Raw genomic sequence first — 15,313 nt, forward strand, 5'->3', positions numbered from 1 at the left:
CGTCTTGTTCTGGGAGATCACGACAGGCCGACCCGGCTCGCCGCCGCGGCCCATGCCTGCTGCCCACCGCGGGGGGTGTAGTGCCGCACGTGCTGGGTCTGGGCCACAAGGCGACGCATGTCCGTGCGGTCGCGGACCAGTCCGTGGGCGCGTGCTTGCACCAGCACGTTGCCGAGCGCGGTGGCTTCCGTGGGGCCCGCCAGTACTGGCAGGCCGGTGGCGTCGGCGGTGAGTTGGCACAGCAGGTCGTTGCGGCTGCCGCCGCCGACCAGGTGGACGACCTTGATGTCGCGTCCGGCCAGGTCGGCGGCCTGGCGCAGGGTGTGCCTGTGGGCCAGGGCCAGGCTCTCCAGGATGCATCGGACGACTGCGCCCTGGCTGTCGGGCAGGTTCTGCCCGGTGCGGGCGCAGTAGGCGGCGAGGCGGGCCGGCATGTCGCCGGGGGCGAGGAACTCGGGTGCGTCGGGGTCGACGACGGCGGCGAAGGGCTTCGCTTGGGCGGCCTGTGCGAGCAGTACCGGAAGCTGTGTGGGCAGACCCTTGGTCTCCCAGGCGCGCTGGCTCTCGCTCAGCAGCCACAGCCCCATGATGTTGCGCAGGTAGCGGACGGTGTTGTCGATGCCGAGTTCGTTGGTGAAGTTCGCTGTCCGGGAGGCGTCGGTCAGGACGGGGGCGTCGAGTTCCAGGCCGGCCAGTGACCAGGTGCCGCAGGAGATGTAGGCGAAGTCGTCGCCGGTGGCGGGGACGGCTGCGACAGCGGATGCGGTGTCGTGTGAGGCGACGGCGGTGATCGGTGTCGCCTCGGGCAGACCTGTGTGGTCGGCCGGGTGGGGCAGCAGTGTTCCGATGCGATCCCCGGGCCGGCGCAGCGGTGGGAGCAGGCCTGGGTCCAGGCCGAGGGCTGCGAGGACCGGTTTGGACCAGGTGCCGGTGCGTGAGTCGTACAGGCCGGTGGTGGAGGCGTTGGTGATCTCCGCGCCGATGCTGCCGGTCAGCCAGTGGGCGAGCAGGTCCGGGATCAGCAGGAGCGTGCGGGCCGCTGCCAGCTGCGATGTTTCGGAGGCGGCCGCGAGTTGGTAGACGGTGTTGAAGTCCAGGTGCTGCAGTCCGGTGATCCGATACAGGTCCGCGGCCGGGATCCGCGCCCAGACATCCTCAACCGCCGCGCGGGTCCGCGGGTCACGGTAGTGGTACGGGTTGGCCAGCAGGGCACCGTGGGCGTCGAGCAGGCCGTAGTCCACGGCCCAGCTGTCGATGCCGATCGAGGCGATCTCCGCGGTGCGGGCTGCCTCGCGAAGCCCGTCGAGAACGCCCTGGTAGAGGCGGAGGATGTCCCAGTGCAGTCCGGTGGGCAGCTGGACCGGGGTGTTGGGGAAGCGGTGGACCTCGGTCAGGTCGAGGTTGTTTCGTCCGACGCGGCCGACGATGACCCGGCCGCTGGTCGCGCCGAGGTCGGCGGCGGCGAAGGCCGTCGGGAAGGCGGAGGAGGCTGCGGGGGTCACGGTGTCTGCCCTTGTCGTACGGATGGGATGCGGGAGGAAAAGGAACCGGTGGCGCGCACATCTGGTGAGCGGATACGGCGCACGCCACCGGTCCGGTCGGTGGGCGGGTCAGCGCAGGAAGGCTGCGGCGACGCCGGCGTCGACGGGAACATGTAGGCCGGTGGTGTGCGTCAACTCGCCGCCGGTCAGGGCGAAGACCGCGTTCGCGACGTGCTCGGGCAGGACCTCGCGCTTGAGCAGGGTCCGCTGGGCGTAGTAGGCGCCGAGGTTCTCCTCCTCGACGCCGTAGACCGCGGCGCGCTTGGCGCCCCAGCCGCCCGCGAAGATCCCGGATCCGCGGACCACGCCGTCGGGGTTGATGCCGTTGACGCGGATTCCGTGCTCGCCGAGTTCGGCGGCCAGCAGCCGGACCTGGTGGGCCTGGTCGGCCTTGGTTGCGGAGTAGGCGATGTTGTTGGGGCCGGCGAAGACGGCGTTCTTAGATGCGATGTAGACGATGTCGCCGCCGAGTTGCTGCTCGATCATGATCCGGGCGGCCTCGCGGGAGACCAGGAAGGAGCCGCGGGCCATGATGTCGTGCTGCAGGTCCCAGTCTTTCGCCGTGGTCTCCAGCAGCGGCTTGGAGATGGAGATCCCGGCGTTGTTCACCACCAGGTCCACGCCGCCGAACGCGAGCGCGGCAGCTTTGAATGCCTCGGCGATCTGCTCCTCGCTGGTCACGTCGACGGTGACGGCCACCGCCTTGTCCGCCCCACCCAGCTCCTCCGCCACGGCGGTGGCGTTGTCGCCGTTGAGGTCGGCGACGACGACGCAGGCGCCCTCGGCGACCAGTCGCTGCGCGATCGCCTTCCCGATTCCGGAACCGGCGCCGGTGACCAGTGCCACCCGTGTGGCCAGCGGCTTCGGCTTGGGCATCCGGGCGAGCTTGGCCTCCTCAAGGGCCCAGTACTCGATGCGGAACTTCTCCGACTCCTCGATCGGCGCGTAGGAGGAGACGGACTCCGCGCCGCGCATCACGTTGATCGCGTTGAGGTAGAACTCCCCGGCCACCCGGGCGGTCTGCTTGTCCTTGCCGAAGGAGAACATGCCCACGCCCGGCACCAGCACGATGGCCGGGTCCGCGCCGCGGATCGCGGGTGAGTCGGGGGTGGCGTGGCGGTCGTAGTAGGCCTGGTACTCGGCCCGGTACGCGGCGTGGAGCTGTCGAAGGCGCTCGCCCAGCTCGTCCAGCGGTGCGTCGGCGGGCAGGTCCAGCACGAGTGGGCGGATCTTGGTGCGCAGGAAGTGGTCCGGGCAGGAGGTGCCCAGCGCGGCCAGGCGCGGGTGCTGGGTCCGGGAGAGGAACTCCAATACAGGTGCGGCGTCGGTGAAGTGACCGACCTGGGGGTGGTCGGTGGATGCCAGCCCGCGGATCAGCGGGGCGAGCGCGGCCGCGCGCTCACGGCGTTCCGCCTCGGGCAGCGCCTCGTACCCGGGCAGCACAGGCCCGAAGGGATCCGGCTTGCCGTGTTCGGCGAGGCTCTGTTCTTTCAAGAACTGTTCCGCCGCGCGGATGATGTGCAGGGAGTTGGCCTCGACCTCCTCGCTGGTCGCGCCCCAGGCGGTGATGCCGTGCCCGCCCAGGATGCAGCCGATCGCCTGCGGGTTCGCGGCCTTGATCGCGGCGATGTCCAGGCCCAGCTGGAAGCCGGGCCTGCGCCACGGCACCCAGGCAACGGAGTCGCCGAAGCACTGCGCGGTCAGCTTCTCGCCGTCCGCCGCCGTGGCCAGCGCGATGCCCGAGTCCGGATGCAGGTGGTCAACGTGCGCGGCGTCGACCAGGCCGTGCATGGCGGTGTCGATGGACGGCGCCGCTCCCCCGCGCCCGTGCAGGCAGTAGTCGAACGCGGCGACCATCTCGTCCTCGCGCTCCACCCCCGGATAGACCTGCGCCAGCGCGCGCATCCGGTCCAGCCGCAGCACGGCCAGCCCGGCCTCGGTGAGCGTACCCAGGTCGCCGCCGGAGCCCTTGACCCACAGCAGTTCGATGTCCTGGCCGGTCGCGGGATCGACAGCGGTGCCCTTGGCGGAGGTGTTGCCGCCGGCGTAGTTGGTATTGCGCGGGTCGGAGCCCAGTCGGTTCGAGCGAGCGAGCAGCCCGGCGACCTCGGAATGATGGGGAGTGGCAGTCATGGGAGCGTTTCCTTCAGGGTCCGGAGACAAGGTGGTGCGGGTCGCACCGCACCCTCAAGCGGCGCGACCCGCGGTCAGTGGGCTGGGAGCTACGCGCCCCAGCCCGCCTGGGTGCCACCGACTCGCTCGGTGGCAATGCGTTCCTGCCAGCCGGAGGCCCAGTAGGCGGCGAGCGGGTCCGGGTCCAAGCCCTGCTCCTCACGGACCTCGCGCAGCAGCGGCCGGACATCGGTGTTGTAGGCGTCCATCAGCACGGCGTTGGCGCCCAGCACGTCGCCGGACTGCTGGGCGGAGGACAGTGCGTCCAGGTCGACGAGCAGCGCCTTGGCGGTGGCCTCCTGGACGTTCATCACCGAGCGGATCACGGCAGGGATCTTTGCCTCGATGTTGTGGCACTGGTCGAGCATGAACACGACCCCGTTGTCCGGATCGAAGCCGCCGTTCTTGGCGACCTCGTGCAGGATCCGGAACAGCTGGAACGGGTCGGCGGAGCCGACCATCAGGTCGTCGTCGGCGTAGAAGCGGGAGTTGAAATCGAACGCGCCCAGCTTCTGCTCGCGCAGCAGGAACGCGACGATGAACTCGATGTTGGTGCCGGGTGCGTGGTGGCCGGTGTCGACCACGACCTTCGCCTTCGGGCCGAGCTTGAGGCAGTGGGCATAGGAGGTGCCCCAGTCCGGGACGTCGGTGGTGTAGAAGGCGGGCTCGAACAGCTTGTACTCCAGGATCAGCCGCTGCTCGTCGCCGAGCCGTGCGTAGACCTCGGCGAGCGCCTCGGACAGCCGGTCCTGGCGGGCGGTGATGTCGTCCTGGCCCGGGTAGTTGGTGCCGTCGGCGAACCACAGCTTCAGATCACGCGAGCCGGTGGCGTCCATGATGTCGACGCACTCCAGCAGGTGGTCCAGGGCCTTGCGGCGGATCTTCGGGTCCGGGTGGGCGACGGAGCCGAGCTTGTAGTCGTCGTCCTGGAAGGTGTTGGAGTTGATCGCCCCGAGTACCAGGCCCCGCTCCTTGGCGTGCTGTGCGAGGGCGGCGTAGTCCTCGACCTTGTCCCACGGGATGTGCAGCGACACCCGCGGCGCGACACCCGTTGCCGCGTGCACCTGTGCCGCGTCGTCCAGCTTCTCGAACGGATTGCGCGGCACGCCCTGCTGGGCGAACACCTTGAAGCGCGTACCCGAGTTCCCGTAGCCCCAGGAGGGGGTCTCGATCTCCTGGGCCTTCAGCCCGGCCTTCACCGCAGGCAGGTCAGTCATGGCAGAGTCCTCGCATCTGGGGCACCATCCGGGTGCGGCTGAATTGGAACGATTCAATCACGGGCACTGCGACACTAAGTCGAGGACTGCGACCCGTCAAGTGGTTGCCAACCTTCCATCCGATGCCCCGTCGACCGAGGGTCGGGAAGACCTCCGTGCTCCATGGAAAAACGATTCACCCACGATTGGCGCCCTGAGCCCCGGCTCGCGTCGACTGCTCGGCATGGCAGACTTCCTCGAGTATCCGGAGGTCATCCAGCTCGGCTGAGCGCCCCTCCTTGCCTGAGAGGAAACGACGTGGGACGCACGGTGGGCATCAAGGAGGTCGCCCGGCAGGCAGGGGTGTCCGTCGGCACCGTCTCCAACGTGATCAACCACCCGGATCTGGTCTCGGCCGACACCCGCGCGCGGATCCAGGCCGTCATCGCGCGACTGGGCTACGTCCGCAGCGAATCGGCCCGGCAGCTTCGGGCCGGGCGCAGCCGGGTGATGGCGCTTCTCGTCCTGGACATGGGCAACCCCTTCTTCGTGGATGTCGCCCGCGGCGCGGAGAAAGCGGCGCGCGAGGCCGGGTTGATCGTCATGATGTGCAACAGCGGCCAGGATGCGGCGGAGGAGGCCGCGTACCTGTCGCACTTCGCCCAGCAGCAGGTACTCGGGGTGCTGCTGTCCCCGGTCGGCGGCGCCGAATCCGACGTCGGCATGCTGCGGCGCAGCGGCATTCCGGTCGTCCTGGTGGACCGCGGCGCCGGGGCCGAGAACGCCTGCTCGGTGTCCGTGGACGACGTACTGGGCGGTGCCCTGGCCGCACGCCACCTCATCGAGACCGGACACACCGAGCTGGTGTTCGTCGGCGGACCGAAGGCGCTGCACCAGGTACGCAGCCGGCTCAGCGGGGCACGACAGGCGCTCGCCGAAGCCGGCCTGCCCCCGGAGGCCCTGACCGTGATCGAGACCGGCCGACCGGACATCGCCGCAGGCCGCGACGCCGGGCAACGACTGCTCGGGCTCTCCCCGCGGCCGACGGCCGTGTTCTGCGCCAACGACCTGCTGGCAATCGGCATGCTTCAGTCCCTGTTCGCGGCCGGAATCCGAATCCCGGAGGACGTGGCCCTCATCGGCTACGACGACATCGAATTCGCCGGCGCCGCCGCCGTACCGATCACCTCGGTGCGCCAGCCCGCCTTCCAGATCGGCCTCACCTCGGCCGAGCTGCTGATCGCGGAGTCCTTCGCCGAGGAGGGACAGCACCAGCACCGGCAGGTTGTCTACCAGCCCGAACTCGTGGTCCGGGCCTCCACCTTGACCCCCGGTACCGGCCCGCCCCGACTCCGCCCCACGACCCGTTCGGCCACCTGACCGCCCGAGCGGGCTTGACCGGCTCCGGGCCTCAGAACTCGGCCACCATGCCTCGGCCGTCCAGGAAGGCGATCATGTTGAGGACCAGGAAGTTCCAGTTCTGGAAGTTCCTGGTCATGATCGGCTCCCCGTTGTCCGGGTGGTAGAACTCGTGGAGGCAGCCGTTGGCCTCCAGGTCGCGCCCGAACAGCAGGACCGTCTTCTCCGCCAGCTCCCGGGCGTCGTCCACGAAGCCGTACCTGAGCAGGCCGCGGAAGACCATGTAGTTGCTGATCCCCCAGATCGGGCCGAGCCAGTTGGAGGGGTTGTTCGAGGCCCGCAGGTCGTACATCTTCTCCAGCCTGGACAGGGTGCGGACCCCGTAGTTCGCGGCGAAGGTGCGCCGATCGCGCAGCCGCTCGACCATCCGCTCCGCCTGCTCCTGCGACGCGAGCCCGGCCCACATCGGCAGGAAACTCGACCAGCTGTCGACCCGCAGCAGCAACGACGACCAGGCCCGCGGAGCCCCGCTGTGCAGCCAGTCGTCGCCGTCGATCGGGCCCAGCGCGAGGTCGGCGCTGTAGAAGGTGCCGTCGCGCTCGTCCCAGCAGTGCCGGTTGACCGCGTCCGCGAGATCCTCTGCCCGACGCCGCCAGCGAACCGAGTCCGCCAACTCGCCCAGTTCCTCCAACAGGTACCCGTACGCCAGCAGTTCGCGGTAGAGCAGGCTGTTGAGGTAGATCGCGGCCGTGCTCTTCGCCGGCCGGTAGTACACCGACGGGTCGTTGTCGACACCGATCGCGAAGTCCGTCTGCCAGTAGGCGAGCCCGGTCCCCTGGTGAAGGTGGCGGGTCAGGTAACCGGTGAGGAACGCCTCCAGCTTGGGCAGGTGGGGCCGGAGCCATTCGGCGTCCCCGCGCCGCCGCGCCAGGATGGCCGCGTGCTGCGCGATCACCGGCTTGTGGGTGTTCTGGTGGCGCGCATACGCATCGTCGTCGCCGTCCGCGAAGTCGCCGTGCCGCAGAGGCCCCTCGGGGGTGATCTGGATCGGCATGACCCCGTCGGCGGTCGTGTGGTCGAGGAAGTTGAGGATGCATCCCTCCTCGTACCGCGCGAACCGCCCCGGCTCACCGCTCTGCGCCTCGACCTGCCCCAGGAAACCGCTGACCCACCAGGAGTCCCAGTCCCAGAGATGATCGCTGTAGTAGGGCGAGTCGGGGCTGCTGGGGACCAGGTACGGATGCTTGAGGATGCCCTCGGGTTCGCGGGTCATCTGCTCGCTGCTGGCGACTATGTGGTCGTTCAGAAGCGAGGCGTAGCGGTCGATCATCGTTTTCCTTCGATAGGCAGACTGACGGATCGTTGGCCCTGCGGACGGGGTCGGCAGGGCCAACGATCGGTCAACTGGTCGCCCGCGGCGTGACGTCGTCGTCCAACGCCCGGGCTGTGCCGCTGTTCTTGTACATGTGGACCGTCGCGCTGGTACTGCTCGCGCCGGTGGTGGGATCGAGGCGAGCGCGCCCGCCGCGGGCGCGATCGCCTCGACCCCGATCATCCGTCCGCCGTCGGTCAGTTGGGCTGAACTGTGTCGACGAAGGCTGTGTGATCGCCGGAAACGGTGCCGCAGATCTTTATCAGATGCGTTCCGGCGGTGAGCGAGGCGGTGCCCGAGGTGTATGACGTCCAGCTCGTGGATGAGGGGGTCACGGTGCCGAGGGATACGGAGTCGAGGAACACCTGCAGGGTCTGGCCGCCGAGGCTGCCTGCCCTGGCAGCGACCTGCATCGTGACGCTGTGGGCGCCGGCGGTCCATCCGCTCACCGCGCGTTGGATGCATCCTCCGGTGTTCTGCAGGAATGCCGCTTGCGTGCCTTGCGGAGCGTTCGCGGCCCCGAACGCACTGCCGTTGTGCTCGATGCCCGCGTTGCCACCGAATGTCCAGGCCGATCCACTGATGACCGGCCCGTACGAGTAGGTGGTCAGCGACGGCGACTCGAACCCCGGGTCGGCGATGATCGGGGTGTTCTGACGGACATTGTCGATGAACGCGGTGTGGTCGCCCAGCACGGTTCCGCAGAATGACAGTGTCTCGGTGCTGGCCGTCGCGGTCGCGGACCCGGTGGCCACGTCGGCGAAGGTCGTCGACGACGGGGTGATGCTACCGAGGGAAGCGCCCCCCAGGGTGGCCGCGATCGACTGGCCGCCCTCGGTACCGGATCTCTGCGCCGCACTCACAGTGAATGAGTAGCTGCTTCCGACGGTGAGGCCGGACACGCTCTGCGTCATGCAGGAGCCGGCGACCGCGCCCTGGACGAAGGCGACCTGCGTGCCGTCAGGAGCCATGTTGCCGAAGGCGCTGCCGGCGGAGCTGATCCCGGTCTGGTTGCCGAAGGTCCACGGTGAGCCGGTGGCGGAGTAGTTGTAGCTGGAGTGGTGCAGCGTCGGCAGCTCGAACGAGGTGTCGCCCAGGGCGCTCGCCTGAGTGTAGGCGATCGAGGGGTCGAAGCTCGTCAGGTCATCAGTGTTGTTCGCCGCGGCGCCTGCACCCACCTCGAACCGGATCTTGTCGCCGGCCGCGACGCTCACGGCGTCCAGGGAGACCGGGGACTCCGCCGAGGTCGTCACGGTGGACGCCGCTACCAGCGGGTTCTGGTTCAGCTGCACGCCAACGGTGGTGCCGTCCCCACCGGCCTGCACGGCCAGGGCGTCCGCCCGGATCGAGACGGTCCCGGTGGCCGGCGCCGTCCAGGTGCGGGCCACGAGGCAGGTGGCGCAGGCCGCGGGCAACTGGTCGAACTGGGAGACGGCCGGGGAGGCGGCCCCGGTGTCCCACTGGTCCAGGGTGGCGTCCCAGCTGAGCGGCGACCAGGTGGAGCCGCTGTCCGCACTGTACTCGTAGGACCAGTTGCCCGATCCCTGGGTGGAGGAGAACGAGGCCGCCGCGTTGGTCTCGCTGTTCACGTCCTGGTTCTGGGTGGCGGTGACCCCCGAGCCGGAGGCGCTGCCGCCGGTCGCGAGCAGGCCGCCGCTGGGCTCGTCGAAGAGGTTCCCCTGCACCGTGGCGGTCTGCGTGAAGCCGCTGCCGTTGATGTCCACCGAGCCGGTGTAGTTGGCGGTCGCAGTCCCGTTGTCCGCGAAGAGGTTGGACTGGATCACCTGGCCGTTGTCCTGGTCGTCCGCGCCGTGGATCGCCAGCAGCTCGATCCCGGGCCCGGCGTTCCCCGCGATGTAGTCGTGGTCGATCTTGTCGTCGGTGTTGTGCTTCTCGAAGTCGATGGCGGTCTGGTCGGTGCTGCCCGTGGCCGGGGTGTTGGTCAGCGTGTCGTTGACGAAGCGCACGTTGTGGGTGCGCTGCAGGATGACGGCGGCGGTGCCGGTGGAGGTGGCGCAGGAGGCTTCGTTGTTCAGGGAGGAATCGATGATCAGCACGTTCTCGCTGTCGTTGATCCGCAGTGAGTCGGGGCACGAGCCCGAGCCGGGGCCGTCGTCGCCGGAGAGGTTCAGTCCCCGCATGACCACGTTGCGGATGAGCGTGAAGTCGTCCTGGCCGTCGGACGTCAGGGCGGTGCCGTTGTACGTCCAGCTGAGCCCGTTGGCGGTGGAGGCGATGCCGTTGCACATCTCCAGGGAGACCGAGTCGACGTTCCTCGTGCCGGTGATGTCAGTGAAGTTGACGCCGTCCAGCGCGTAGTCGCTGGAGGAGAACGCGGGAAGGTCACCGGTGATGCCGATGCCGGTGGGAACGAACATGCGGTTCGTCGACAGGCACTGGGAATTGGCTTTGGAGAAGGCCCACCCGGTGTTGTCGTGGACGGAGATGTTGCTGAAGTTCAGTCCGGCGTGCCCGAGCGTCGTCAGGTAGACCCGCAGGCCGATGCCCGCGTCGCCCAGTTCGAGATTGCTGTAGTCGAAGTAGGAGGGGTCCTCGGCGTCGATCGCCATCTCCGAGGCGCTGCCGTCGCGCAGGATCTTCGGCCGGGCGCCAGTTCCGTAGGAGGAGAGCACCGCGTGGTCCGCGGCGGATCCCGCACCGTGCAGGGTGAGCTGCTGGTCCCAGGTGTCACCGCTCGCCAGGAGCAGCTCGTCGCCCGGCCCGAAGGTGAGGGCGTTCGCCGGGGTGAAGGTGCACCAGGGAACCGTGATGGTCCCCGGCCCGGAGTCACTGCAGCCGGAGCCCGTCGCGTTGTTGACGTAGTAGGTGGTTCCCTCCGCCTGGGCGGGAGCGGCCGCCACCAGCGAGACGGCGGCCGCCGCGAGGAACGCGGTGAGCCCCGCGGCTGCCCGCTTGACGAACGTCGTTGTTCTCATGGACCCCTTCTTTCTTCAAGTGCCAGTAGTTGTGTGTCGAGGTTGAAGATCTCGTCCAGCAGGTGGAAGCCTTCGTCGGGGCGGCGTCCGTCGAGTCCCTCGAAGTAGCGGCCCATCTCGGCCTGCCAGCGGGCGTTCACCTCGGTTCCGGCCATGGCCGCCTGGGCGGCGGCCAGGTCGTGGGCTTCGACGTAGCCGACCAGCAGCCCGTCGGCGTTGGCGAAGAGCGAGTAGTTGTGCCAGCCGCTGGCGGCCAGCGCGGCGAGCATCTCCGGCCACACCTGCCGGTGCCACGCCCGGTACTCGTCGAGCAGTTCGGGTCTGACCCGCGCCAGGAAGCAGTAGCGGTTCACTTGACGGCGCCGTCGAGCTGTCCGACCGCGATGAACCGCTGCGCGAAAGCGAGCAGCACGATGGCCGGCAGCGCGGACAGCACGCCGGTGGCCATGACCGGCCCCCATGCCTGGACGTTGTCGCCGAGGTAGTCGTAGATGCCGAGGGTGACCGGGCGCAGGCTGCTGCCGGTCGTCAGCGTCAGCGCGAACAGGAAGTCGCTCCAGCTGAACAGGAAGCTGAACAGGGCGGCGGTGATGACCGCGTTGCGGCTGATCGGGAGCACGATCGACACGAATGTCCGCACGAAGCCGGCGCCGTCCACCCGGGCCGCCTCGATGATCTCCCCGGGTAGCGAGGCCATGAAGGCCCGCATGATCAGGATCGCGAAGGGCAGCGCGGTCGACGTGTCGGCCAGTACCAGACCGACCCGGGTGTCGAGCAGGCCGACCTGGTTGAACACCGGGTACAGCGAGTTCGCGATCACGATGCCCGGGATCATCTGGGTGACCACCAGCGCGAACAGGATGACGCTGCGGCCCCGGATCGCGGTCTTCGCCAGCACGTAGGCCGCCGGTGCCGCGATCACCAACGACAGCACCACCGTGCCGCAGGAGATGACCAGGCTGGTGAGGATGTTGCCGCCCTGCTGGCTCAGCGCCAGCCGGTAGGCGGCGAGCGTCGGATGCAGCGGCAGCAGTGTGCTACCGGCTCCGGAACTCCCGGACTGCAGCGATGCGTTGAGCATCCAGTAGACCGGGAACAGCATGACCGCCAGCAGGCACAGGCCGATCACCGTGAACGCAGCCTGGCGCCTCTTCGTCAGTCCCATCACAACGTCCTATTCATCCGAGGCGCGCCGGTTGACGCGGAGGTACAGGCAGGCGAACAGCAGCGAGACGACCATCAGGACGTTGCTCACCGCGGCGCCCTGGCCGAACGAGAACTGCACGAACGAGTCCTGGTACGCGGTCGTCGCCAGCGTCTGGGTCGAGTTGGCCGGACCGCCGCCGGTCAGCCCGAGGATGATGTCGACGACCTTGAGCGTGTAGATCACGCCCAGCACCAGGACGACGGTCACCACCGGGCGCAGGGCCGGCCAGGTGATGTGCCGGAACGCCTTCCAACCGACAGCGCCGTCGATCGCCGCGGCCTCGTACTGCTCCGCCGGGATGCCCTGCAGGCCGCTGTAGAACAGCGCGACGTTGAAGGGGATGCCGATCCAGACGTTCACGATGATCACCGAGTACAGAGCGAAACTCGGGCTGCTCAGCCACGGCACCGACGAGTGCACCAGATGCAGGTGCATCAGCACACTGTTGAGCACCCCGCTGTCCTGGTCCAGGATCCACCGCCACACCGCCGTGCCCGCGATCAACGGGAGCAGCCACGGCAGCAGCAGCAGCGAGCGCATCAGCCCGCTCAAAGGGAACCGGCGGCGGAAGAACAGCGCCACGGCCAGGCCGATGCTGAACTGGCCCACGATGGAACCCACCGTGAACACGGCGGTGTTCAGGAAGGTCGTGCCCGCCAGCGGGCCGGTGAAGAACGTGCGGTAGTTCGCCCAGCCCACCCACGGCGAGCTGCCGGTGAAGAACGTGGCCGTGGTGTAGTCCTGCGACCCCATCAGCACGTTCTTCACGATCGGATAGCCGAAGAACAGCGCGATGTAGACCAGGGCCGGCAGCAGGAACAGCCAGGTGACGGCCCGGTCCTGCCGCGGGCCGCGACCGCGGGTGCGGGGAGGGGTGCCCGGCACGGCGGCCTGCGCACCGGAGGGCGGTGAATGGCGGTCCAAGGTCTTCATGCCAGCGCCCGCCAACTGTCGGAAATCATGCTCGTGGTACCCCTCGCCGTATCGGGTTACTGGCCCTGTGCCTGCTTGAGCGCGGCTGCCGGCGAGGCCTCGCCGGTCAACGCCTGCTGCTCGGCGGTGTAGATGGCGGTCGCCGCCTTGTCCCAGCCGGTGCCCAGTTCACCGGTGCGCGACCGGGCGGTCTGCGCGACCGTGACGTACGGCGCCATCAGCGGGTTGTCCTTGGCGAACTGCTCGGCGACCGAGGTCTTCGCGGGCACGTAGGCGACGGTCTTGGCGATGGTCACCTGGTTGGCATCGCTGTTGATGCAGGCGACGATCTTGCCCGCGGCCGCCATCTTCGCCGAGTCACCGGTCTGCGGGACGGTGTAGGTCTCGCCGCCCAGCGGCGAGACGACTTTCTGCCCGGCCGTCGGCGTGGGCAGCGGCACGCTCGCCCAGTGCAGACCCTTGACCTGCTGCAGCTGCGCGATGTTCCAGGGCCCGTTCTCCATCATCGCCGCCTTGCCGGCCGCGAACTGGCTCTCCACGTCGTTCTGGGTCCACAGGTCGACGCTCTTGGACGCCGAGCCGTCCTTGACCAGGCTGGTGAGGAGTTGCAGGGCAGCGGCGGTCTGCGGGGTGTCGATGTTCTTCTCGTCGCCGCCGCTGGTCCACATCCACGGCATGAACTGCCAGGTGCCCTCGTAGGTGTTCACGCCGCTGAACGCGAAACCGTACCGGCCCGACTTCGTCAACGCCTTGGCGTCGCTCTGCAACTCGGCCCAGGTCGTCGGCGGCGTCAGGCCGGCGGCCTTGAACATGTCGGTGTTGTAGAACAGCGCCAGGGAGTTGACCGCCGGCGCCAGTCCGTACAGCTTGCCCTGGTAGCTGCCGGCCGCGATGATCCCCGGGACGTACCCGGCACCGGTGATCCCGTAGTCCGACAGCGGCGACAGCGCCCCGGTAGCCGCGATCTGAGCGACGTCCGGGTTGTCCAGCATCAGCACGTCCGGCATCGTCCTGGACGACGCCTGCTGCAGCACCTTCGGTATCAGGGCAGCACCCGCGATGTGGGAGATCGTCACCGTGTCGCCGAGCTGCTTGGCGCACGCGTTGTAGATGCTGTCGTACTCGGCCGCAGCCGGCTGGGTGTAGTAGTCCTCGACGGTCAGGTGCAGACCCGTCGACGCCGAACTCGTGTGACCGCTGCTGCTACCGCAGCCGGCCAGCGTCAGCGCGAGCGCCGTGCACGCCGCTGCCGCGACGCCTACCTGCGTGGACCGTACTCTCTGTCGATTCATGGCTTTCCTTTCATTGAGCGCCGCTCGCATGATGGGCGCCGATTGTAGGCACGACGTATGTGTCGATACGCATCGTCGATACGCATCGATTGATGGGTCTGTTCTGCTGCGGTGCTGGTCGCAGGTTGTTGGGGGCGGCTTCGTCGGCGGATGGATGGTGCCGACGCCGGTCAGCCGATTGGGACGTTCACCACTGTCTGGCGCCGAGTCAGCCGAGGCGGAATCAGGTCCATGACCGGCGGAGCCGGTATCCCCGTGGGCTCCAGTAGCGCGAGCAGGGTCTGCATCGCCCGCTGTGAGAGGTCGAGCGGTTCGAACGCCAGATTCGTGATCTGCGGGTCCGACTCCGTGGCGTCCGCATCGGTGCAGAGGCCGATCAGGGAGATGTCGCGCCCCGCCACCACTCCGCGGGCCGCGAGCAGCCGCAGAATCGACTGCTGCGCCTGCATGTTCGGGACGATGAGACCGAGCGGGCCCGGTCCCGGCAGCCCGATCAGCCGGTCGATCACCGAGGCAAGGGCCACCCGGCCCCGCTCGGCCGGCGTCGAGACCTCGACCGGCAGCGACCGCTGGTGGGCGGCCTCCAGCGCTGCGTCCAGAAACCGGTCGATGAAGCTCAGCCTGCGATCGAGCATCTCAGCGGGGTGCTCGATGATGGCGATGCGCTGGTGACCCGTCGCCGCAAGCTCCTCGACCGCCATGCGGCCGGCGGCCGCGAAGTCGAGGTCCACGCAGTGCAACCCCTGCGGATCCTCCGGCACCCCGAGCATCACCACCGGCACCGGCAGCGCCGCCGCCACCGGCACGCGCTCGTCGCGGGTCTGCACGTTCATCACGAGGATCGCGTCGCACAAAGACCGGCCGGCCACTCGCTGGAGCCCGGCCGAACCTTCGTTCCCCGCCAGCAGCAGCACGTCGTAGTCACGGGAGCGCGCGATGCTGGAGATCGTCTCGATGAACGGCACCAGCGCCGCAGTGTCCACCACGGCTTCGAATGGCAGATCCAGAGCGATCACCCGCGTGCGCTGGCTGGCCAGCGCCCGTGCGCCCGCATTCGGCTGGTAGGTCAGCTCCTCGATCGCGTCGAGAACCCGCCGCCTCGTCTCCTCCGAGATCGGACGGTTGCCGGTCAGAACATACGAGACAGTGCTCTGGGAAACGCCGGCGAGCCGGGCAACGTCCTTGCTCGTGTATGCCGCCATCGCCGACCCTCCTCTCGCATGCTGTCGATACGCATCGTCGATACGTATCCCGGAAACATTGGCGAAACCGTACTGCCGCGTGGCGCAAACCACAAGACCTCTC

At 68.7% G+C, this 15,313-nt stretch carries 11 protein-coding genes; 1 reads left to right on the top strand and 10 read right to left on the bottom strand.

The window, feature by feature from the left end:
• Nucleotides 1-17 precede the first annotated feature (17 nt).
• The 3 genes from GXW83_RS24670 to rhaI form a co-directional block, all read right to left on the bottom strand.
• Complete coding sequence (locus GXW83_RS24670; protein ID WP_034090781.1) at nucleotides 18-1,502, bottom strand: rhamnulokinase family protein; 1,485 nt, start codon at nucleotides 1,500-1,502, stop codon at nucleotides 18-20.
• A gap of 108 nt (nucleotides 1,503-1,610) precedes the next feature.
• Nucleotides 1,611-3,674 carry a bifunctional rhamnulose-1-phosphate aldolase/short-chain dehydrogenase gene (locus GXW83_RS24675; RefSeq protein ID WP_034090780.1) on the bottom strand — a complete coding sequence of 688 codons (2,064 nt, stop codon included), beginning with the start codon at nucleotides 3,672-3,674 and terminating at the stop codon, nucleotides 1,611-1,613.
• A gap of 89 nt (nucleotides 3,675-3,763) precedes the next feature.
• Complete coding sequence (gene rhaI / locus GXW83_RS24680) at nucleotides 3,764-4,930, bottom strand: L-rhamnose isomerase (RefSeq protein WP_034090779.1); 1,167 nt, start codon at nucleotides 4,928-4,930, stop codon at nucleotides 3,764-3,766.
• 297 nt (nucleotides 4,931-5,227) lie between these two features.
• Here rhaI and GXW83_RS24685 point away from each other — a divergent pair, with 297 nt between their 5' ends.
• Nucleotides 5,228-6,289 (top strand): LacI family DNA-binding transcriptional regulator, encoded by a 1,062-nt coding sequence (locus GXW83_RS24685; RefSeq protein WP_042439976.1) that lies wholly within the window; start codon nucleotides 5,228-5,230, stop codon nucleotides 6,287-6,289.
• 31 nt (nucleotides 6,290-6,320) lie between these two features.
• On the opposite strand, the gene GXW83_RS24690 is transcribed toward GXW83_RS24685, so the two are convergent.
• From GXW83_RS24690 to GXW83_RS24720, 7 genes are all read right to left on the bottom strand, one after another.
• On the bottom strand, nucleotides 6,321-7,598 hold the full coding sequence (locus GXW83_RS24690) for a trehalase family glycosidase (protein ID WP_042439975.1): 1,278 nt from the start codon (nucleotides 7,596-7,598) through the stop codon (nucleotides 6,321-6,323).
• A gap of 239 nt (nucleotides 7,599-7,837) precedes the next feature.
• Nucleotides 7,838-10,576, bottom strand: coding sequence for a hypothetical protein (locus GXW83_RS24695; RefSeq protein WP_182445271.1), 2,739 nt, complete (start codon nucleotides 10,574-10,576; stop codon nucleotides 7,838-7,840).
• A complete protein-coding gene (locus GXW83_RS24700) occupies nucleotides 10,573-10,929 on the bottom strand; it encodes an L-rhamnose mutarotase (protein ID WP_034090777.1) in 357 nt (118 codons plus the stop codon). The genes GXW83_RS24695 and GXW83_RS24700 overlap by 4 nt, the downstream gene beginning before the upstream one ends.
• On the bottom strand, nucleotides 10,926-11,741 hold the full coding sequence (locus GXW83_RS24705) for a carbohydrate ABC transporter permease (RefSeq protein ID WP_034090776.1): 816 nt from the start codon (nucleotides 11,739-11,741) through the stop codon (nucleotides 10,926-10,928). The genes GXW83_RS24700 and GXW83_RS24705 overlap by 4 nt, the downstream gene beginning before the upstream one ends.
• A 9-nt stretch (nucleotides 11,742-11,750) precedes the next feature.
• Nucleotides 11,751-12,716, bottom strand: a complete 966-nt coding sequence (locus GXW83_RS24710; RefSeq protein ID WP_034090775.1) for a carbohydrate ABC transporter permease — start codon at nucleotides 12,714-12,716, stop codon at nucleotides 11,751-11,753.
• Nucleotides 12,717-12,772: 56 nt separating this feature from the next.
• On the bottom strand, nucleotides 12,773-14,008 hold the full coding sequence (locus GXW83_RS24715; RefSeq protein WP_042439974.1) for an extracellular solute-binding protein: 1,236 nt from the start codon (nucleotides 14,006-14,008) through the stop codon (nucleotides 12,773-12,775).
• Between the two features lie 170 nt (nucleotides 14,009-14,178).
• Nucleotides 14,179-15,210 carry a LacI family DNA-binding transcriptional regulator gene (locus GXW83_RS24720; protein ID WP_034090774.1) on the bottom strand — a complete coding sequence of 344 codons (1,032 nt, stop codon included), beginning with the start codon at nucleotides 15,208-15,210 and terminating at the stop codon, nucleotides 14,179-14,181.
• Nucleotides 15,211-15,313: the final 103 nt, after the last annotated feature.

It is taken from the genome of Streptacidiphilus sp. PB12-B1b (assembly GCF_014084125.1).
In the GTDB taxonomy this organism is placed as follows: Bacteria; Actinomycetota; Actinomycetes; order Streptomycetales; family Streptomycetaceae; genus Streptacidiphilus.

Coding starts and splice junctions, on each gene's coding strand:
- GXW83_RS24675 (WP_034090780.1), bottom strand. CDS start 3,674: ATGACTGCCACTCCCCATCATTCCGAGGTCGCCGGGCTGCTCGCTCGC.
- rhaI (WP_034090779.1), bottom strand. CDS start 4,930: ATGACTGACCTGCCTGCGGTGAAGGCCGGGCTGAAGGCCCAGGAGATC.
- GXW83_RS24690 (WP_042439975.1), bottom strand. CDS start 7,598: ATGATCGACCGCTACGCCTCGCTTCTGAACGACCACATAGTCGCCAGC.
- GXW83_RS24695 (WP_182445271.1), bottom strand. CDS start 10,576: ATGAGAACAACGACGTTCGTCAAGCGGGCAGCCGCGGGGCTCACCGCG.
- GXW83_RS24705 (WP_034090776.1), bottom strand. CDS start 11,741: ATGGGACTGACGAAGAGGCGCCAGGCTGCGTTCACGGTGATCGGCCTG.
- GXW83_RS24710 (WP_034090775.1), bottom strand. CDS start 12,716: ATGAAGACCTTGGACCGCCATTCACCGCCCTCCGGTGCGCAGGCCGCC.
- GXW83_RS24715 (WP_042439974.1), bottom strand. CDS start 14,008: ATGAATCGACAGAGAGTACGGTCCACGCAGGTAGGCGTCGCGGCAGCG.
- GXW83_RS24720 (WP_034090774.1), bottom strand. CDS start 15,210: ATGGCGGCATACACGAGCAAGGACGTTGCCCGGCTCGCCGGCGTTTCC.